Raw genomic sequence first — 17,889 nt, 5'->3', positions numbered from 1 at the left:
CGGAATATCTACCGACACGTTCCAATATTGGAACGGAAGGGTGTTGACCGTATGTTCACGCAGTCGTTCGCCGACGCCGTCGCCGAGGCGGAGCGCCTCGTCGCCGCGGCGCCGTTCATCGAAACCGAGGCCGACCTGCTCGAAGGCCTGCAATACCTCGCCGGTTGTATCGCGTCGTGCACGCACGTCGCCTTCGACTTCGACAAGGACCACCCGTTCCTGCACAGCGGCACCGGCCCGTTCGAGAAGATGGGCCTCGACAATCCCGACACCATGTACTTCGGCACCCGCGTGCAGCCGGGCCACGAGTACGTCGTCACCGGACGTCGCGGCACCACCACCGACGTCAGCTTCCAGCTGCTCGGCGGTGAGTACACCGACGCCAACGTGCCGGACAGCGAGACGGCGTTCGACGACCGCAAGCTCGACATCGCCGAGGACGGCACGTTCGAGTGGCGGTTCACGCCGGCCACCCCGGCGCAGCTGGTGATCCGCGAGGTCTACAACGACTGGTCGGCGCAGCGCGGCACGTTCGCGATCTCCCGCATCGACACCGCGGGCACCGCACCGGAGCCGTTGACCCGCGAGCTGATCGAGAAGCGCTACGCCGTCGCCGGCAAGCAGCTGGTGCAGCGGGTCAAGACCTGGCTGCAGTTCCCGAAGTGGTTCTACGACAACCTGCCGGTCAACACCCTGACCGCGCCGCGACTGACGCCGGGCGGCCTGGCCACGCAGTACTCGTCCGTCGGGCACTACGACATGACGCCGGACCAGGCCATGGTCATCACGTTGCCGGTGTCGGATGCGCCGTACCTGGGCTTCCAGCTGGGCAGCCTCTGGTACATCTCGCTCGACTACATCAACCACCAGACGTCGCTGAACGGCACGCAGGCGCAGGCGGATCCGGACGGCAAGATCCGGATCGTGGTGTCCGAGAACAACCCTGGCGTGACCAACTGGTGCGAGACGCTGGGCCACGCCAAGGGCTACCTGCAGTTCCGCTGGCAGCGGGTGTCCCGCGAGCTGACGGCCGAGGACGGCCCGACGTGCGAGGTGGTGAGCCTCGACGAGGTGGCGGCGAAGCTGCCGTTCTACGAGAGCAACAAGATTTCCGACGAAGATTGGCGCGCGCGGATCGCGCTGCGGCAGAAGCTTATTGGCGAGAGGATGGTGGGCTGACCGTGAGCGGACTGCTGACGAGCAAGGTGGTGGTGATCAGCGGCGTCGGGCCCGGGCTCGGGACGACGCTGGCGCGCCGATGTGCGGAGAACGGCGCCGACCTGGTGCTGGTCGCCCGTACGGTGGAGCGGCTCGAGGTCGTCGCCAAGGAGGTGACGGCACTGGGCCGTCGCGCACTGGTGGTGGGCGCCGACATCACCGACGAGGAGCAGGTCGCCAACGTGGTGGCCCGCACCACGGCGGAGTTCGGCAAGGCGGACGTGTTGATCAACAACGCGTTCAGGGTGCCGTCGATGAAGCCCTTCGCGAACACGACGTTCGAGCACATGCGGGATGCCATCGAGCTGACGGTGTTCGGCGCGCTGCGGATGACGCAGGGCTTCACCCCGGCACTAGAGGCCGCCAAAGGCGCTGTGGTGAACGTCAATTCGATGGTCGTGCGCCATTCGCAGGCCAAGTACGGCGCCTACAAGATGGCCAAGTCGGCGCTGCTGGCCATGTCCCAGACCCTCTCGACCGAGCTGGGCGAGAAGGGCATCCGGGTGAACTCGGTGATGCCGGGCTACATCTGGGGCGAAACGCTGGAGGGCTACTTCGGTCATCAGGCGCAGAAGTACGGCACCACCGTCGAGCAGATCTATGCGGCGTCGGCCGCCGGCTCCGACCTCAAGCGGCTGCCGACCGAGGACGAGGTGGCCTCTGCCATCCTGTTCCTGGCCAGCGACCTGTCCAGTGGCATCACCGGGCAGTCGCTCGACGTCAACTGCGGGGAGTACAAGGCATGACGCGCACCAACGTCGGCACCGTCGAGGACCTGCACGCCTCGGCCGTCAAGGCCTGTGGCCTGGACGACTTCGGCGGCGACGACGACAACTACCTGGAAGCCCTTGGCGTGCTGCTGGATTCGTACCAGCGGGAGGCCGACCTGACCGAGCTCGGCAGCAAGATGCAGCGGTTCTTCACCCGCAACGCGCTGGTGGCCCGTCTGGTGTCCAACGCCGCGTTCAAGCAGTACCCGCAGCACGCCGACGTGCCGATCGAGCGGCCCATCTTCGTCACGGGCCTGCCGCGCACCGGCACCACGGTGATCCACCGGCTCCTGACGGCCGACCCGCGGCACCAGGGCCTGGAGATGTGGCTCGCCGAGTTCCCGCAGCCGCGGCCGCCGCGCGAAACCTGGCCGGACAACCCGGTTTTCAGTGCGCTCGACGCCCGGTTCAAGCAGGCGCACGAGGAGAATCCGGACTACACCGGCCTGCACTTCATGACGGCCGACGAGGTCGAGGAATGCTGGCAGCTGCTGCGTCAGTCGCTGCACTCGGTGTCCTACGAGACGCTGGCGCACGTGCCGTCGTACGCCAAGTGGCTGGCTCAGCAGGACTGGACCAAGTCCTACCAGCGGCACCGCAAGAACCTGCAGCTGATCGGCCTCAACGAGCCCGAAAAGCGTTGGGTGCTCAAGAACCCCAGCCACCTGTTCGCGCTGGAGGCGCTGCTCAAGGTCTATCCGGATGCGCTCGTCGTGCAGTGCCACCGGCCGGCCGAGACCATCATGGCGTCGATGTGCTCGCTCGCGCAGCACACCACGGCCGGCTGGTCGAACACCTTCACCGGCAAGGTGATCGGCGCCGACTCGATGGAAACGTGGTCACGCGGCCTCGAGCTGTTCAATGCCGAACGGGCCAAGCATGATCCCAAGCAGTTCTGCGACGTCGACTACTTCGAGTTCATCAAGGACCCGGTCGGCGCCGTCGAGGGCATCTACCGCACGTTCGACATCGAGTTCACCGACGCCGCACGCGAGGCCATCACCGAGAGTCACGCCCAGAGCCAGCAGGGCCCGCGGGCACCGAAGCACACCTACTCGCTGTCCGACTACGGGCTGACCGAGGAGCAGGTCAAGGAGCGCTTCGCGAACTTGTAACTGCCGAGAAGACGCAAAACTGCCCCTTTTCAACAGAAAAGGGGCAGTTTTGCGCGAGCGGGGAAACCTAGCCGTCGCCGGGGGAGGGGGCGGTGGAGAACTCCTCCAGGCACCCTTCGGCGACGGCGTGCTTGATGCTGTCGGACATCTTCGGGCACGAGCGGCTGCGGCTGGGGTCGCCGCCTTCGGCGCGGATCTCGCTGAAATACGCGCACCGCGCCGTTGCCTCCGAATTCCACTGCACCGCAGTGTGTTCCGGGCCCAGCTTCTTCACCGCCACCGTCGAGTGACAGAAGCGGCAGTCGACCGGAACCAAGCCGGAGGTCAGGTACCGCTGCCGGTCGGCAGCAGTGGCCTCGCGAACCGCGGCCAGCCGCACCGGGTCACCGGCGAAATCCGGTGCCTTGGACCAGGATCCGTTGGCCGGTGAGTCCGAGGCGGGATGGGCGTGGTCGTCATCCTCACCGTGCCCCATCAGCTGCAGCATCGAACGGGCCAGGCTCTCCGCGTCGGGAGCCTGGGCCCGTTCGTCGTGCTGGGTCATCAGCTGGACTGCTCTGCGGATTCCTTGGCCTCGGCCTGCAGGCGCAGGTTCTCGGCCACCTCGCCCTGCCACTTCTCGTTGGCGACCGTGGTGTCGATCTCCAGCTCGAAGCGGTCGGTCATGTCCGGGGTGATGTCGGCGACGTCGACGTAGAACTGCTGGTACCAACGGCGCATCTGGTAGACCGCGCCGTCTTCCTCGACCAACAGCGGGTTGTCGATGCGGGTCTTGTGCTTCCAGATTTCGACGTCCTGCAGGAAGCCCTTGCTGACACCGTCGGTCATGGCGTTGGCGAGCTTCTGGGTGGTCTTCTCGTCCATGCCCTTGGGCTTCTCGACGATGACGCCCCATTGCAGCACGAACGCGTCCTGGCTGACCGGGTAGTGGCAGTTGATCAGGATCGACTCGGCCTTGTAGCCGCTGTAGTTGTTGTGCAGCCAGTTGATCATGAACGACGGCCCGAAGTACGAGGCCTCCGAGTCGAGGTGCGCCTCGCCGTACTGGGTGCCCATGCCACCGATGTCCGGCCGGCCCACGTTGTGCAGGTACTGGCTGGCGATGTGGCCCTCGAAGACGTTCTTGAAGTACGTCGGCAGGCCGTAGTGGATGTAGAAGAAGTGCGCCATGTCAGTGACGTTGTCGATGATCTCGCGGCAGTTGCTGCCCTCGATCAGCATCGAGTTCCACTGCCAGTCGGTCCACTCGTCGCTGGCGGCCTCGGGGATCTCCGGGATCCGCACGTCGTCGGTGGGAGCGTTGCCCTCGTGGTCGTGCCAGACGAACAGCAGGCCGCCACGGACGTCGGTGTGCCAGGCGCGGGTGCGGGCCAGCCGCGGCGTGCGCTTGGCGTAGGGCACCAGCTGGCACTTGCCGTCGCCGCCCCAGCGCCAGTCGTGGAACGGGCAGGCGACCGCGTCACCCTTGATGGTGCCCTGCGACAGATCCCCGCCCATGTGGCGGCAGTAGCCGTCCAGAATCTTCAGGTCGCCGTTCGAGTCTGCGAACACCACCAATTTGGTGCCGAACGCCTCGAACGAGTGCGGCTTGCCGTCCAGGAAGTTCTTCACAGGACCCACGCAGTGCCATCCACGGGCAAAGCGGTCCGGCAGCGCGCCGGTATCGATCTCGCGAACCCCCGCGGTTTCGGTGCTCACCTTGGCCTCCCAATCTGTGCCTAGTAACTAGAACACGTTACAGTTTTTCCTCGGTGCAGCGCAATGCAAGCGTCCCGACCTGCGGTATGTCGAGAGGTCGAGCGAAGCGACGGGGTAGGTTTTGTCCATGCCGCTCTACTCCTTCGAGGGCCGAAGCCCGGTCGTCGACCCCACGGCGTTCATCGCCCCCACCGCCGTGTTGATCGGCGATGTTCGCGTCGAGGCCGGGGCTTCGGTGTGGTTCAACGCGGTTCTGCGCGCCGATTACGCGCCGGTCGTCATCCGCAACGGGGCAAACGTGCAGGACGGGTCCGTGCTGCACGCCCCTCCCGGCATCCCGGTGGACATCGGGCCCGGCGCGACCATCGCCCACCTGTGCGTCGTCCACGGCGCGCACGTCGGTGCCGAGGCGCTGATCGCGAACAACAGCACGATTCTCGACGGCGCGGTGATCGGCCGGCGCACGCTCGTCGCAGCGCATTCGCTGGTGGTCACCGGAACCAAAATCCCCGATGAGGTGCTGGTCGTGGGGTCACCCGCCAAGATCCGTGGCCCGATCTCCGGCACCGGTGCCGAGACGTGGATCAACACCAATCCGCAGGCCTACCGGGAACTGGCCGAGCGCTACCTGACGGGTCTCGAAGAGCTGCAGGGCCCGGATTTCGCGGAAATCTGACATTCCGGCCGACGTTCGGCCAAGACTGGGCGCATGAAGCTGCCGCTCGTCGTCCTGGCCGGTGCCTCCATCGCGCTCACGGCTCCGTCCGCGCAAGCCGCGCCGCCACCCAATTTCCCCGACCTCGCGGGCTTCAGCGTCGTCACGTCGACCCATCTGGCGACCTACCAGCGCACTGATCAGCAGGTGGTGAAGTTCTCGACGCCCGACGGGCTGGCGTGCCTCGTCAGCGCGCTGGGCGGGGTGGCGCCGACCGTGCGGTGCTACGGCCCGGTGCCGGGGACGACGGGCCTGGCCGTCACCGCCGACCCCAACGCCAAGGCGCCCCGCGATTTCGGGGTGGCGCAGGTGCACGCGGCCAACGAGGGCACGATCAGCAACTACCGCGGCGACTACCCGACCGATCTCGCCGGCGCGCCGCTACTGGTGCCGGGCGAGAAGGTCACTCTGACGACGATGACGTGCGGCGTGGTCGCCGGTGGCGTCACCGCATGCATAGACACCACCGGCGGCGGCCACGGATTCGTCCTGCAGCCGTCGGGGTCCTGGACTTTCTGACCGGGATTTGTGCACGAAAATCCGCGGTGGCCGCGGATTTTCGTGCACAAATCACGAAGAGCGCGGCGCTTCCCAGAACGCGCGCAACGCCACCAGCTGCCCGGCTTCGTTGGCGCGGTAGGTGAAGACACCATGGGTGGTGAAGTCGTGCCCGCCGATGGTGGTCACGATGTTGCCGACGTTGGCCTCTTCGTCACCGCACTGGTAGGTGGTCTCGAAGTTGAACACGAGGCTGTCGGTGGGAGCGATCGCCTTGTCCCAGAAGCCCGAAATGGCTTCCTTGCCACGGTGGCCCTTGCCCTCGGGGTCCAGGAACGACGGCCCGATCGGGTCCTGCACGACGGCGTCGTCGGCGAAGTTGGCCAGCCAGGCTTCCTTGTCGCGGGCGGCGACGGCGTCGCGGGAACGCTTGCCGGCCAGGTGCGCGGGATGATTCGGATCGGTCACTGTCATGTCAGTCCTGCCAGCCGGAGTGGATGTGGATGTGGATGTCGGCGTACCGCTTCAGTGAATCCTTTTTCTTCTCGACAGGGGCGTCAAACGCCAAACCGTCCAGAAGCCAGGGGATGACGATGTCGTCGGTGACGCGCGCCGCGGCCAACTCGCGGTGCCCGCCCGTGACATGGAAGGGCACCGCGGCGTCGAACCCGACCTCCCGGCGCGACGCTCACGGTGCACTTCCTGACGACTACTTGCCCGGTTTGTCGCTCGAGACGACCCACATCGAGTAGTACTGTGCGCCACCGCCGTACGCGTGGCCCAGAGCCTTACGGGCGCCCTCGACCTGGTGGTCGCCGGCCTTGCCCATGACCTGGATGGCCGACTCGGCGAACCGGATCATTCCGGACGCGCCGATCGGGTTGGAGCTCAGCACCCCGCCGGAGGCGTTGAACGGAATCCTGCCGCCGATGGCGGTTTCGCCGGCCTCGGTCAGCTTCCAGCCCTCGCCTTCGGCGGCGAAGCCCAGGTTCTCCAGCCACATCGGCTCGAACCAGGAGAACGGGACATAGACCTCGGCACAGTCGATCTCGTCGATCGGGCTGGTGATCCCGGCGTCGCGCCACAGTGCGGCGGCGGCGTCACGGCCGGCCTGTGGGTTCACCTGGTCGCGGCCCGAGTAGGCCAGCGGTTCGGTGCGCAGCGCGGTGGCGTGGATCCAGGCAACCGGATGACCCTCGGCGACGCGGGCGTCGGCCACTTCCTCGTTTCCGATCACCAGTGCGGCCGCGCCGTCCGACGACGGACAGGTCTCATCGAAACGGATTGGGTCCCACAGCATCTGCGACGACATCACCTTCTCGACGGTGATGTCGGGCTGGTGCAGGTGCGCCAGCGGGTTCTTGGCGCCGTTGAGCCGGTCCTTGACCGCCACCATGGCGCCGATGTGCTCCGGCGCGCCCGAGCGGCGGATGTAGGCCCGCACGTGCGGGGCGAAGTAGCCGCCCGCGCCCGCACCGACGGGCTTGGTGAACGGCACCGGAATCGACAGCGCCCACATGGCGTTCGACTCCGACTGCTTTTCCCACGCCATGGTCAGCACGCGGCGGTACTTGCCGGACTTGACGAGGCTGGCGGCGACGATCGCGGTCGAGCCGCCCACAGAACCTGCGGTGTGCACGCGGATCAGCGGCTTGTTGGTGGCGCCGGTGGCGTCGGCCATGAACAGCTCGGGCATCATGACGCCCTCGAAGAAGTCCGGCGCCTTGCCGACGACGACGGCGTCGATGTCGGCCATCGTGCACCCGGAATCAGCGAGCGCGCGGTCGATCGCTTCGCGCACCAGGCCGTTCATCGAGACGTCGAGCCGCTTGGCGACGTACTTGGTCTGTCCGGTGCCGAGGACGGCGGCTTTGTTCGCCATTAGTTCTTACCCTCCAGGACGGCAATCAGATTCTGTTGCAGCGCAGGGCCACTGGTGGCGTGCGCCAGCACGCGCCCCGCGGTGCCGTTGAAGATGTGCTCGGCCGCGAAGCCGATGCGTTCCAGGCCGGCCGAGAACATCGGGTTGGCGGCCAGTGCGCCACCGGACGGGTTGATCTTCGTCGACTCGCCGAGTCCGATGGCCTCTTTGAGGATCAGCTGCTGGTGGCTGAACGGCGCGTGCAGCTCGGCGATGTCGATGGAACCGGCGTCGCCGCCGGTGGCGGCGTGCGCCGACGCGGCCGTCGAGGGCGAGGTGGTCAGGTCGCGCGCACCCAGGATCGGGGTCTCGATGCGGTGCTCGAAACCGGTGATCCAGGCCGGGTTTTCGCGCAGTTCCCGGGCCTTGTCGGCCGACGCCAGCACGATCGCCGACGCGCCGTCGGTGATCGGGGCGATGTCGTGGCGGCGCAGCGGATCGGCGAAGTACGGCTGGGCCAGCAGTTCGCTGATGGATCCGGTTGGTGCCACCTTGTCCGTGCGGCCGCCGGCGGCGTAGGAGTCCAGCGCCACCTGGGCCATCTGCTCGGCCGTCCACTTGCCGGCATCCAGACCCAAGCGGGCCTGCAGGCCCGCCATCGACACGGCATCGGGCCACAGCGGTGCCACGGTGTACGGGTCGGTCTGCAGGGCCAGGACCCGGCGCAGGGTGCCGGCGCTGCCCTTGCCGAAGCCGTAGACCAGCGCGGTGTCGACCTCGCCGGTCAGGATCTTGATGTAGGCCTCGTACAGCGCCCAGGCCGCGTCCATCTCGACGTGCGACTCGTTGATCGGCGGAATGGCGCCGATCGAGTCGATGGCCGAGATGAACGAAAAGGCCCGGCCGGCAAGGTAATCCGACGAGCCGGAGCACCAGAAGCCGATGTCGGTCTGCTTCAGGCCCAACTCGGCGTACAGCTTTTGGAAACACGGCATCAGCATCTCGACGCCGTTGGTGGTGCCGTCGGTGCGGCGCACATGCGGGGCATGTGCGAACCCGACGACCGCTACGTCACTGGAAGTCATTGTGGCCCTTTACAGGTGGTGCTTGTACGAGTCGTAGTCGGCGTCGGGTTCGCCGGACGGTTTGAAGTGCGAGATGTTGTCGATGCCCAGGCCCCACTCCTCGCGGGGCTTCCACACCGCCTCGACCCGCATGCCCATCCGAACGTCGGCCGCGTCGATCTCGGTGACCAGGTGCAGGAACGGGATGTCGGCGCCGTCGAGCAGCACATAGGCGGCCACGTACGGCGGCTTGATGCGCTGGCCGGCAAACGGAATGTTGATGATGGCGAACGTCGTCACCGTGCCGCGGTCGACCAGCTCGACGAACTCGTCGAGTTCCAGGCCGGTCGCCGGGTCGGCCTCCTTCGGCGGGAACAACACGGGACCGGGCTTGCCGTCGCGGCCGACCTTGGTGCGGCCGCCGAGCAGCTTGCCCTCCTGCAGGCCGCGCAGGAAGGTGCTCTCGGGAAGTGAAGCGGTGTGCTGGATTTCGATGGCCGACGGCACGACCAGCATGGTCACCGGGTCGCGGTCGTCAGCCGGCAACGGCTCGACAGCATCTTCACCGGGCACGAAGTACGCGATGTCGGTGATGGCGCCGACGGGTTCGTCGACCCAGTGTGCACGGACGCGGTCACCGGCCTTCAGTGAACCTTCCGGGGCGTCGACGGCGTGCAGCAGCGGAGTGTCCGCGCCGTCGAGCTTGATCAGCGCCCAGGCGAACGGCTTCTGCAGGGGCTGGCCCTCCAGGGGCTCGGGCTGCCAGGTCCACGACACCACGGTGCCGACGCTGGAGACCGGAACCACCTCGGTCAGGGCCTCGTACGTGACAGGGTCATACTCGGCGGGAGGTACGTGTACCCGGCCGTCCGACCCGCGGGTGCCGACGATGCGTCGTCCGCGCAGCGCGGTGAAGAACTGACTCAGGACCGGACCTACTGAACGGGTGTAGTCGAATGACAGTTTCAGCGGAGCCGAAAGGGGCGGCTCATGGCCTGCCATCTGGGCTGGGCTGCTTTGGCTAACGCTCACGGCATCGAGTAGAACAGGTTCTAACAATCGTGGCAAGCACGTTCGGAAAGGCGGCCCCATGAAACTCGGTTTGCAGCTCGGATACTGGGGCGCCAAGCCGCCCACCGATCACGCGACGCTCGTCGCCGCGGCGGAAGAAGCGGGCTTCGACACCGTCTTCACCGCGGAGGCCTGGGGCTCGGATGCCTACACCCCGCTGGCCTGGTGGGGCCGCGAAACCACGCGGATGCGCCTGGGTACGTCGGTCATCCAGATGTCGGCCCGCACGCCCACGGCGTGCGCCATGGCAGCGCTGACGCTCGATCACCTCTCGGGTGGCCGGCACATCCTGGGTCTGGGCGTCTCGGGGCCGCAGGTCGTCGAGGGCTGGTACGGGCAGAAGTTCCCGAAGCCGCTGGCGCGCACCCGCGAGTACATCGACATCCTGCGCAAGGTCTGGGCCCGCGAAGCACCGGTCACCAGCGATGGCCCGCACTACCCCCTGCCGCTCTCGGGTGAGGGCACCACGGGGCTGGGCAAGCCGCTCAAGCCCATCACGCATCCGCTGCGTGCGGACATCCCGGTGATGCTGGGCGCCGAAGGCCCGAAGAACGTCGCGCTGGCCGCCGAGATCGCCGACGGGTGGCTGCCGATCTTCTACTCGCCGCGGATCTCCGGCATGTACAACGAATGGCTCGACGAGGGCTTCGCCCGCGCCGGTGCCCGTCGGACCCGTGAGACGTTCGAAATCTGCGCCACCGCACAGATCATCGTCACCGACGACCGGCCGATGGTCATGGAGATGATGAAGCCGCACCTGGCGCTCTACATGGGTGGCATGGGTTCGGAGGACACCAACTTCCACGCCGAGGTGTACCGCCGCATGGGCTACTCCGAGGTCGTCGACGACGTCACCAAGCTGTTCCGCAGCGATCGCAAGGACGAAGCGGCGAAGGTCATTCCGGACGAGCTGGTCGACGATTCCGCGATCGTCGGGAACCTCGACTACGTGAAGGAACAGATCAAGGCCTGGGAGGCCTCGGGCGTCACCATGATGGTCGTCGGGGCCAAGTCGGTCGAGCAGATCAAGCAGTTGGCTGAATTGGTCTAGTTTCCTCCGCGAGCAGGCGCAAAACTGTCATTTCTTCCCGCTGAAGTGCAGTTTTGCGCCTGCTCGCGAAGATGGCAGTAGACACTTATTGCGGAGTGTCTACAACGTGTTCTAGATTCGTGCTGTGACAGACGCCACCGGGGCCGTGCCCTCGCAGCACACTATCGCGGGCACCGTGCTGACCATGCCGGTGCGCGTCCGCAAGGCGGCGCAGCACATGGCGATGTTCTCGGTCGACGCCGACGCCGCACAGCGCATGATCGACTACAGCGGCCTGCGGGTGTGCCGGTTCCGGCCGCGCCGCGCGGTGGCGGTGCTGATGCTCATGCACTACGTCGACAGCGACCTCGGCGAGTACTGCGAGTACGGCACCAACATCATGGTGAACCCGCCCGGCTCGAACGCCTCGGGCCTGCGGGCGCTGCAGTCCGCCGGCGCTTTCATCCACCACCTGCCCGTCGACCAGGCCTTCACGCTGGAGGCCGGCCGCAACATCTGGGGTTACCCGAAGGTGATGGCGGACTTTGCGATTCGAGATGGGAAGAACTTCTCCTTCGACGTCACCATCGACGGCCGGTTCGCCGTCGGCATGGACTTCCGGCCCGGCTTCCCGGTACCCGCGCCGTCGAAACCCCAGGCGCCTCCGACCTATTCGCACCTCGACGGCGTCACCCGCGAGACCGTCGGTGTGATGAAACCGTCCGGTGTGCGCTACCGGCCCGGGGGCGTGACGGTGCGCCTCGGTGACCACCCGTATGCCCAGGAATTGGCTGCCCTCGGATTGCCGAAACTCGCCATGCTCTCGGGTTCCGCTGACAACGTAGACATGACTTTCGCCGACGCTCAGGAGATCAAGTGACCAGTGTTATCACCCGCCCCGACGTTGACCTGGCCGACGGCCGGTTCTATGCCGACCGCGCGGCCGCACACGAGGCGTACCGGTGGATGCGGGCCAACGAGCCGGTGTTCCGGGACCGCACCGGGCAGGTCGCGGTGACCACGTACCAGTCCGTGCTCGACGCCGAGCGCAACGCCGAACTGTTCTCCAACGCCGGCGGCATCCGCCCCGACCAGCCGGGCATGCCCTACATGATCGACATGGACGATCCGGCACACCTGGTGCGGCGCAAGCTCGTCAACGCCGGCTTCACTCGCAAGCGCGTCATGGACAAGGTGCCGTCCATCGGTCGGCTGTGTGACGCCCTCATCGACAACGTCTGTGAGAAGGGCGAGGCCGACTTCGTCCGCGATCTGGCGGCTCCGCTGCCCATGGCCGTCATCGGCGACATGCTCGGTGTGGTGCCCGAAGAGCGCCAGATGCTGCTCGACTGGTCCGATGAGCTGGTGTCGGGGCTGTCCTCGCACCTGGACGAGTCGTCGATCCAGAAGCTCATGGAAACCTTTGCGGCATATACCGCTTTCACGATGGATGTCATCAAGGATCGCCGGGCCAACCCCACCGACGATCTGTTCTCGGTGTTCATCAACTCCGAGGTCGAAGGCCAGCGGCTGAGCGATGACGAGATCGTCATGGAGACGCTGCTGATCCTGATCGGTGGTGACGAGACCACGCGGCACACGCTGTCGGGCGGCACCGAGCAGCTGATGCGCCATCGCGATCAGTGGGACCGCCTGGTCGCGGATCCGTCGCTGATGCCCGGCGCCATCGAGGAGATGCTGCGCTGGACCTCGCCCATCAAGAACATGTGCCGCATCCTGACCGCCGACACCGTCTTCTACGGCACCGAGCTGAAGAAGGATGAGAAGGTCATGCTGATGTTCGAGTCGGCGAACTTCGACGGTGACCAGTTCGTGAACCCGGACGAGTTCCACATCGACCGGAATCCCAACAGCCACTTGGCTTTCGGCTTCGGCACCCACTTCTGTATGGGCAACCAGCTGGCCCGGCTGGAGCTGCGCCTGATGACCGAGCGGCTGCTGCAGCGCCTGCCTGACCTCCGGTTGGCCGACGGTGCGGAGATCCCGCTGCGCGCCGCCAACTTCGTCAGCGGCCCCGAAGCGATGCCGGTGGTGTTCACCCCGACCGCGCGGGTGCTCTGAGTCAGCTGCTCACAGCGGCCGGCACCGTCATCGAGATGACGGTGCCGGGTGCGCCGGTGACCGCGAATTCGCCGCCCGTGGCAAGCACTTTCGTGCAGATCGACGCGAACCCGATGTGACCGTCCTCGACGCTCTGCGCGAGCCGGTCCGGCGGGATGCCGACGCCGTCGTCGGCGATGCGTAGTTCGGCCCGGCTTCCGTTGTGCGCCAGCCGGAATCGCAGATTGTCGGCGTGCGCGTGCTTGATCGCGTTGGTCGAGAATTCGCGCGCCGCGCTGTAGAGCAGATGGTCGGCGTCGGTGCGCAGGTCGTCGGGCCAGTCGTCGGCGTCGAGATGTACCGCGATGCTGGTCCGCGCGGCGATACCGTCGGCCAGCGCGGTGATCGCGGCCTTGAGGCCCGAGCGGGACAGCACCTCGGGGTGCAGTTCCCGCACCACGTCGCGCAGCAGCCGGGAGGATTCCGCGAGCGCGAAGTCGACACGGTCCATGCCCTCGACCGACCCGTCGCGGACGTCCTCCATGTCGTGCCGCGCCACCAGGACATACTGCAGCGCGCCGTCGTGCAGGCGCTCCGAGAGGGATTGGCGTTCGCGTTTCTCCAGGCTGATCACCTCTTCGAGCAGACGGGTCCGCTCCTGGGCCAGCCCGGCGATGGTCCTGGTCTTGGATTGCTGCACCCAGGACAGCGCGACCGAACCGGCGGCGAGGCCGAACACGATGGCGGTCCGCAACAGGATCGAGCCCCAGGGTTCGTCACCGTTGGCTTCCCGGTCGATCCAGTTGACGACGAAGAACGTGGCGACGGTGGGAATCGCGATCATGGCGCTGACGGCGGGATCGAGCTGAGCTGCCGCGATCAGTGGGATCAGGAAGAGCCCGTGCTGCATCACGTCCGACGTCCAGGTTTCCGGGGAACTGAGCCCGCTGTCCACGGAAATGACCGCCACCACAGTCAGATCCGCGCACAGCATGAGCAGAACCACGGCCCGCTGGGTGCGCTTGTCGGACTGGTCGGCCGAGCGTCGTCCCCACCAACCCCACGCCGCGACCATCGCGACGTAACAGGCGAAGATGCCCCAGTGCAGCCGCAGGTTCGCGTTCGGGGGCTCCAGCAGCAGGCCGAACCCGACGAACACCGCCAGCAGCGCCCGCAGGGCGAACTGCAGCAGCAGGCCACGCACCAGCGAGGTGTCGGTGGTTGGCATCTGAGTCCCCCCGGCGTCCGTGATTTGTGCACGATTTTCCGCGATGGCCGCGGAAAATCGTGCACGAATCACGCAAAAGAGTCGACGATCGACTCTCGGGGGTCGCGCCAGGTCAGGGTCAGGTCGGACAAGGTCAGGCTGTCGTCGGTGGGGACGGCGGCCGTCAGCAGCAGGGCGGCTTCGTAGCTCAGCCCCTCGGCCAGGGGCAGCCAGCGCCCGGCGACATCCGACACCCGGCCGACGCCGCGAAACATGCTGGGCGACAGCGGAATCCGCCGGATCGGCCGGCCCAGCGCCGACTGCAGCGCGTCGACCATCTGATCGAACGTCAGCAGCACGCCGCCGCAGACATAGCGCTTCGGGCCGCGGCCGGGCCGCATCAGCGCCGTGTGTACCCGGGCGACATCACCGACATCGATCATCTGCATGCCGCCGCGCAGCCGCGGGGCGACGCGGTAGCGCACGATGGGGTCCCAACCACGTTGTGTCACACCGACTGCCGTGTGGAACGCCGGACCGACGACCGACGACGGGTACGTCACGACGACGGGCGCGCCCTCGGCCTGCAACCGGCGGGCCGCATTGTCGGCGTAGGCCTTGGTGCGGGCGTAGTCGCTGCGACCGGGCGCCGGGGGAGTGTCGGGCCCGATGACGCCGTCGGTCGGCGGGAACAGTGAGCTGTAGGACGACACCGACACCACCGGGTCCAGCCCGAGCTCGCAGGCCCGCGTGAGCAGCGCCTCGGTGGCGTGGGCGTTGATGTCCCACATCAGCTGGGTGCGCCGGCTGTCGGTGCCGACGACGCCGGCGGCGTGCAGCGCGGCGTCGCAGCCGGCCAACAGCTCGGAAACCGTTGCGGGGTCCCGGATATCACCGGTCAGGATCTCGAGCGGACCGATCCGGCCCAGCGCGTCGAGCGCGGCATCGTCGCTGCCGCCGGGAAACACCAGCAGTCGCACGGTGTGCCCGGCGGCCAGCAGGGCGCGGACGGTGTGGGCGCCGACGTAGCCGGTGCCTCCCGTCACTGCGATGTGCATCAGCGCATCTTGAACTGCGGTGCGCGCTTCTCCTTGAACGCCAGCGGGCCTTCCTTGGAGTCCTCGGACAGGAAGACCGGGATGCCGTTGGCGGTGTCGGGCTTGAAGGCGTCCAGCTCGTGCATGCCCTCGGTCTCGCGGATGGTCTTGAGGATGGCCTGGACCGCCAGCGGACCGTTGTTGTTGATCACCTCGGCGATCTCGAGAGCCTTGTCCAGCGCGGTGCCGTCCGGCACGACGTATCCGATGAGCCCGTAGTCCAGGGCCTGCTGGGCGGTGATGTGCCGGCCGGTCAGCAGCATGTCGCACGCGATGGTGTACGGAATCTGGCGCACGAGGCGCACTGCCGAACCGCCCATCGGGTACAGGCTCCACTTGGCCTCGGAGATGCCGAACTTGGCGCTCTCACCGGCGATGCGGATGTCGGTGCCCTGCAGGATCTCGGTGCCGCCGGCGATGGCCGGGCCCTCGACCGCGGCGATCAGCGGCTTGGTCAGGCGCCGGCCCTTGAGCAGGCCGTCGATGCGCGACGGGTCGTAGCTGCCGTCCTTGAACGAGTCGCCCGGCGGCTTCCTGGTGGCGCCCTTGAGGTCCATGCCGGCACAGAAGTAGCCGCCGGCACCGGTCAGGATGCAGGTGCGGATCTCGGGATCGTTGTCGACGCGGTCCCACGCCTCGACCATTATCGAGAGCATCTCGCCCGAAAGGGCGTTGCGGGCCTCGGGCCGGTTCAAGGTGACGATCAGCGTGTGTCCGCGCTGCTCAATGAGGGCGTCGGGGCCTTTTTCGGGTTCGCTCACGGGTACCAACTTCCGGTCTCGAGATCGTTAGACTTGTCACAAAATGTAACACGTTCTAGTTTATGTAACGTGGCTCTGAACATCGCAGATCTCGCCGAGCACGCCATTGATGCTGTGCCGGACCGCGTCGCACTCATCTGTGGCGACGAACAGCTGACCTATGCCCAGTTGGAGGAGAAGGCCAACCGCCTGGCTCACTACCTCCAGTCGCAGGGCGTGAAGAAAGACGACAAGGTTGGGCTCTACTGCCGCAACCGCATCGAGATCGTGATCGGCATGCTCGGCATCGTCAAAGCCGGCGCGATCCTGGTCAACGTCAACTTCCGCTACGTCGAGGGCGAGCTGAAGTACCTGTTCGACAACTCGGACATGGTCGCCCTGATCCATGAGCGCCAGTACTCCGACCGGGTCGCCAACGTGCTGCCCGAGTTGCCGCTCCTCGAGACGATCCTGGTCGTCGAGGACGGGTCCGACAACGACTACCAGCGCTACGGCGGCGTCGAGTTCTACTCCGCCATCGCCGACAGCTCGCCCGAGCGTGACTTCGGCCCGCGCAGCGAGGACGACATCTACCTGCTCTACACCGGCGGCACCACCGGATTCCCCAAGGGCGTCGTGTGGCGCCACGAGGACATCTACCGAGTGCTGTTCGGCGGCACCGACTTCGCCACCGGCGAGCCCATCGCCGACGAGTACGACCTGTCGAAGCAGGCCGCCGCCAACCCCCCGATGATCCGGCTCCCCATCCCGCCGATGATCCACGGCGCGACCCAGTCCGCCACCTGGATGGCGCTGTTCACCGGCCACACCGTGGTGCTGATGCCGGAGTTCGACGCCGACGCCGCCTGGCGAATGATCCACGAGCACAAGGTCAATCTGCTGTTCTTCACCGGTGACGCGATGGCGCGGCCGCTGCTGGACGCGCTGCTGGCGCACCAGGACGCCGGCAACGAATACGACCTGTCCAGCTTGTTCCTGCTCGCCAGCACCGCCGCACTGTTCTCGACCAGCCTCAAGGAGAAGTTCCTGGAGCTGCTGCCGAACCGCGTCATCACCGACTCGATCGGCTCGTCGGAGACCGGTTTCGGTGGCACCAGCATCGTGGCGAAGGGCCAGTCGCACACCGGCGGTCCCCGCGTCACCATCGACAAGAACACCAAGGTCCTCGACGAGGACGGCAACGAAGTGGTTCCGGGGTCGGGCGTGCGCGGCATCATCGCCAAGTGCGGCCACATCCCGGTCGGCTACTTCAAGGACGAGAAGAAGACCGCGGAGACGTTCAAGACCATCAACGGCGTTCGTTACGCCATCCCGGGTGACTTCGCCGAGGTCGAGGCCGACGGCAGTGTGACGATGCTGGGCCGCGGCTCGGTGTCGATCAACTCCGGTGGCGAGAAGATCTACCCCGAAGAGGTCGAGGCCGCGCTCAAGGGACACCCGGATGTGTTCGACGCCTTGGTCGTCGGCGTGCCGGACCCGCGCTTCGGTCAGCATGTCGCGGCCGTCGTGCAGCCGCGTGAAGGCACCAAGCCGGCGCTGGCCGACCTGGACGCGTTCGTCCGCAGCGAGATCGCGGGCTACAAGGTGCCGCGCAGCCTGTGGCTGGTCGACGAGGTCAAGCGCTCCCCGGCAGGCAAGCCCGACTACCGCTGGGCCAAGGAGCAGACCGAGGCGCGTCCCGCCGATGAGGTGCACGCGAAACACGCAGGCGCACAAGCCTAGT

Annotated in this window: 18 protein-coding genes and 1 pseudogene; 9 read left to right on the top strand and 10 right to left on the bottom strand. The window is 66.8% G+C overall.

What is annotated here, in order from left to right; all coding sequences use genetic code 11:
• The first annotated feature begins 51 nt into the window (after nt 1-51).
• Genes ACJEIK_RS25235 through ACJEIK_RS25225 form a run of 3 tightly spaced genes read left to right on the top strand, consistent with a single transcriptional unit; the run spans nt 52 to nt 3,103 of the window.
• On the top strand, nt 52-1,179 hold the full coding sequence (locus ACJEIK_RS25235; protein WP_409430459.1) for a hypothetical protein: 1,128 nt from the start codon (nt 52-54) through the stop codon (nt 1,177-1,179).
• Between the two features lie 2 nt (nt 1,180-1,181).
• Nucleotides 1,182-1,964: an SDR family oxidoreductase gene (locus ACJEIK_RS25230; RefSeq protein ID WP_073696031.1), complete on the top strand. Its 783-nt coding sequence runs from the start codon at nt 1,182-1,184 to the stop codon at nt 1,962-1,964.
• Nucleotides 1,961-3,103, top strand: coding sequence for a sulfotransferase family protein (locus ACJEIK_RS25225; RefSeq protein ID WP_409430458.1), 1,143 nt, complete (start codon nt 1,961-1,963; stop codon nt 3,101-3,103). Before ACJEIK_RS25230 ends, ACJEIK_RS25225 begins: the two co-directional genes overlap by 4 nt.
• 67 nt (nt 3,104-3,170) lie before the next feature.
• On the opposite strand, the gene ACJEIK_RS25220 is transcribed toward ACJEIK_RS25225, so the two are convergent.
• Complete coding sequence (locus ACJEIK_RS25220; RefSeq protein WP_061005842.1) at nt 3,171-3,647, bottom strand: hypothetical protein; 477 nt, start codon at nt 3,645-3,647, stop codon at nt 3,171-3,173.
• Nucleotides 3,647-4,801, bottom strand: coding sequence for a Rieske 2Fe-2S domain-containing protein (locus tag ACJEIK_RS25215; RefSeq protein WP_064858523.1), 1,155 nt, complete (start codon nt 4,799-4,801; stop codon nt 3,647-3,649). Before ACJEIK_RS25215 ends, ACJEIK_RS25220 begins: the two co-directional genes overlap by 1 nt.
• A gap of 127 nt (nt 4,802-4,928) precedes the next feature.
• Here ACJEIK_RS25215 and ACJEIK_RS25210 point away from each other — a divergent pair, with 127 nt between their 5' ends.
• Nucleotides 4,929-5,477 carry a gamma carbonic anhydrase family protein gene (locus ACJEIK_RS25210; RefSeq protein WP_409430457.1) on the top strand — a complete coding sequence of 183 codons (549 nt, stop codon included), beginning with the start codon at nt 4,929-4,931 and terminating at the stop codon, nt 5,475-5,477.
• A 33-nt stretch (nt 5,478-5,510) separates the two neighbouring features.
• Nucleotides 5,511-6,035 (top strand): hypothetical protein, encoded by a 525-nt coding sequence (locus tag ACJEIK_RS25205; RefSeq protein WP_409430456.1) that lies wholly within the window; start codon nt 5,511-5,513, stop codon nt 6,033-6,035.
• Nucleotides 6,036-6,086: 51 nt separating this feature from the next.
• Here ACJEIK_RS25205 and ACJEIK_RS25200 read toward each other — a convergent pair whose 3' ends face one another.
• The 5 genes and pseudogenes from ACJEIK_RS25200 to ACJEIK_RS25180 all read right to left on the bottom strand — a co-directional run bounded on the left by ACJEIK_RS25200 (nt 6,087) and on the right by ACJEIK_RS25180 (nt 9,971).
• Nucleotides 6,087-6,488: a nuclear transport factor 2 family protein gene (locus ACJEIK_RS25200; RefSeq protein WP_133426451.1), complete on the bottom strand. Its 402-nt coding sequence runs from the start codon at nt 6,486-6,488 to the stop codon at nt 6,087-6,089.
• A gap of 1 nt (nt 6,489) precedes the next feature.
• A pseudogene (locus ACJEIK_RS25195) lies at nt 6,490-6,648 on the bottom strand (LLM class F420-dependent oxidoreductase); the annotation flags it as partial.
• A gap of 75 nt (nt 6,649-6,723) precedes the next feature.
• Nucleotides 6,724-7,896: a thiolase domain-containing protein gene (locus tag ACJEIK_RS25190; protein ID WP_064858527.1), complete on the bottom strand. Its 1,173-nt coding sequence runs from the start codon at nt 7,894-7,896 to the stop codon at nt 6,724-6,726.
• Nucleotides 7,896-8,960 carry a thiolase domain-containing protein gene (locus ACJEIK_RS25185; RefSeq protein WP_409430455.1) on the bottom strand — a complete coding sequence of 355 codons (1,065 nt, stop codon included), beginning with the start codon at nt 8,958-8,960 and terminating at the stop codon, nt 7,896-7,898. Before ACJEIK_RS25185 ends, ACJEIK_RS25190 begins: the two co-directional genes overlap by 1 nt.
• Before the next feature lie 9 nt (nt 8,961-8,969).
• Nucleotides 8,970-9,971 carry a Zn-ribbon domain-containing OB-fold protein gene (locus ACJEIK_RS25180; RefSeq protein ID WP_064858529.1) on the bottom strand — a complete coding sequence of 334 codons (1,002 nt, stop codon included), beginning with the start codon at nt 9,969-9,971 and terminating at the stop codon, nt 8,970-8,972.
• A 58-nt stretch (nt 9,972-10,029) separates the two neighbouring features.
• On the opposite strand from ACJEIK_RS25180, the gene ACJEIK_RS25175 reads away from it, so the two are divergent.
• From ACJEIK_RS25175 to ACJEIK_RS25165, 3 genes are all read left to right on the top strand, one after another.
• Complete coding sequence (locus ACJEIK_RS25175) at nt 10,030-11,061, top strand: LLM class F420-dependent oxidoreductase (RefSeq protein WP_064858530.1); 1,032 nt, start codon at nt 10,030-10,032, stop codon at nt 11,059-11,061.
• Nucleotides 11,062-11,245: 184 nt separating this feature from the next.
• Nucleotides 11,246-11,920, top strand: a complete 675-nt coding sequence (locus ACJEIK_RS25170) for an acetoacetate decarboxylase family protein (RefSeq protein WP_061005882.1) — start codon at nt 11,246-11,248, stop codon at nt 11,918-11,920.
• The gene (locus ACJEIK_RS25165; RefSeq protein ID WP_409430454.1) at nt 11,917-13,122 is read left to right on the top strand and encodes a cytochrome P450; all 1,206 of its coding nucleotides are present in this window, start codon (nt 11,917-11,919) and stop codon (nt 13,120-13,122) included. The genes ACJEIK_RS25170 and ACJEIK_RS25165 overlap by 4 nt, the downstream gene beginning before the upstream one ends.
• Nucleotide 13,123: 1 nt before the next feature.
• On the opposite strand, the gene ACJEIK_RS25160 is transcribed toward ACJEIK_RS25165, so the two are convergent.
• The 3 genes from ACJEIK_RS25160 to ACJEIK_RS25150 all read right to left on the bottom strand — a co-directional run bounded on the left by ACJEIK_RS25160 (nt 13,124) and on the right by ACJEIK_RS25150 (nt 16,166).
• A complete protein-coding gene (locus ACJEIK_RS25160; RefSeq protein ID WP_409430453.1) occupies nt 13,124-14,329 on the bottom strand; it encodes a sensor histidine kinase in 1,206 nt (401 codons plus the stop codon).
• A gap of 68 nt (nt 14,330-14,397) precedes the next feature.
• A complete protein-coding gene (locus tag ACJEIK_RS25155; protein ID WP_409430452.1) occupies nt 14,398-15,366 on the bottom strand; it encodes an NAD-dependent epimerase/dehydratase family protein in 969 nt (322 codons plus the stop codon).
• Entirely contained in the window at nt 15,366-16,166 is an 801-nt protein-coding gene (locus tag ACJEIK_RS25150; RefSeq protein ID WP_267324108.1) for a crotonase/enoyl-CoA hydratase family protein, read from the bottom strand. Before ACJEIK_RS25150 ends, ACJEIK_RS25155 begins: the two co-directional genes overlap by 1 nt.
• Nucleotides 16,167-16,235: 69 nt before the next feature.
• Here ACJEIK_RS25150 and ACJEIK_RS25145 point away from each other — a divergent pair, with 69 nt between their 5' ends.
• Nucleotides 16,236-17,888, top strand: coding sequence for an acyl-CoA synthetase (locus ACJEIK_RS25145; protein ID WP_267324107.1), 1,653 nt, complete (start codon nt 16,236-16,238; stop codon nt 17,886-17,888).
• Nucleotide 17,889: the final 1 nt, after the last annotated feature.

The organism is Mycobacterium sp. SMC-16 (assembly GCF_046250085.1).
GTDB lineage: Bacteria > Actinomycetota > Actinomycetes > Mycobacteriales > Mycobacteriaceae > Mycobacterium > Mycobacterium phocaicum.
Note: the sequence above shows the minus strand (reverse complement) of the source record. Positions and strands in the feature narration are given on the sequence as shown.

What these genes read in the sequence shown, in the direction of transcription:
- ACJEIK_RS25185 (WP_409430455.1), bottom strand. Translation starts at nt 8,960, where the DNA reads ATGACTTCCAGTGACGTAGCGGTCGTCGGGTTCGCACATGCCCCGCAT.
- ACJEIK_RS25175 (WP_064858530.1), top strand. Translation starts at nt 10,030, where the DNA reads ATGAAACTCGGTTTGCAGCTCGGATACTGGGGCGCCAAGCCGCCCACC.
- ACJEIK_RS25160 (WP_409430453.1), bottom strand. Translation starts at nt 14,329, where the DNA reads ATGCCAACCACCGACACCTCGCTGGTGCGTGGCCTGCTGCTGCAGTTC.
- ACJEIK_RS25220 (WP_061005842.1), bottom strand. Translation starts at nt 3,647, where the DNA reads ATGACCCAGCACGACGAACGGGCCCAGGCTCCCGACGCGGAGAGCCTG.
- ACJEIK_RS25225 (WP_409430458.1), top strand. Translation starts at nt 1,961, where the DNA reads ATGACGCGCACCAACGTCGGCACCGTCGAGGACCTGCACGCCTCGGCC.
- ACJEIK_RS25205 (WP_409430456.1), top strand. Translation starts at nt 5,511, where the DNA reads ATGAAGCTGCCGCTCGTCGTCCTGGCCGGTGCCTCCATCGCGCTCACG.
- ACJEIK_RS25200 (WP_133426451.1), bottom strand. Translation starts at nt 6,488, where the DNA reads ATGACAGTGACCGATCCGAATCATCCCGCGCACCTGGCCGGCAAGCGT.
- ACJEIK_RS25155 (WP_409430452.1), bottom strand. Translation starts at nt 15,366, where the DNA reads ATGCACATCGCAGTGACGGGAGGCACCGGCTACGTCGGCGCCCACACC.
- ACJEIK_RS25190 (WP_064858527.1), bottom strand. Translation starts at nt 7,896, where the DNA reads ATGGCGAACAAAGCCGCCGTCCTCGGCACCGGACAGACCAAGTACGTC.
- ACJEIK_RS25210 (WP_409430457.1), top strand. Translation starts at nt 4,929, where the DNA reads ATGCCGCTCTACTCCTTCGAGGGCCGAAGCCCGGTCGTCGACCCCACG.
- ACJEIK_RS25170 (WP_061005882.1), top strand. Translation starts at nt 11,246, where the DNA reads ATGCCGGTGCGCGTCCGCAAGGCGGCGCAGCACATGGCGATGTTCTCG.
- ACJEIK_RS25235 (WP_409430459.1), top strand. Translation starts at nt 52, where the DNA reads ATGTTCACGCAGTCGTTCGCCGACGCCGTCGCCGAGGCGGAGCGCCTC.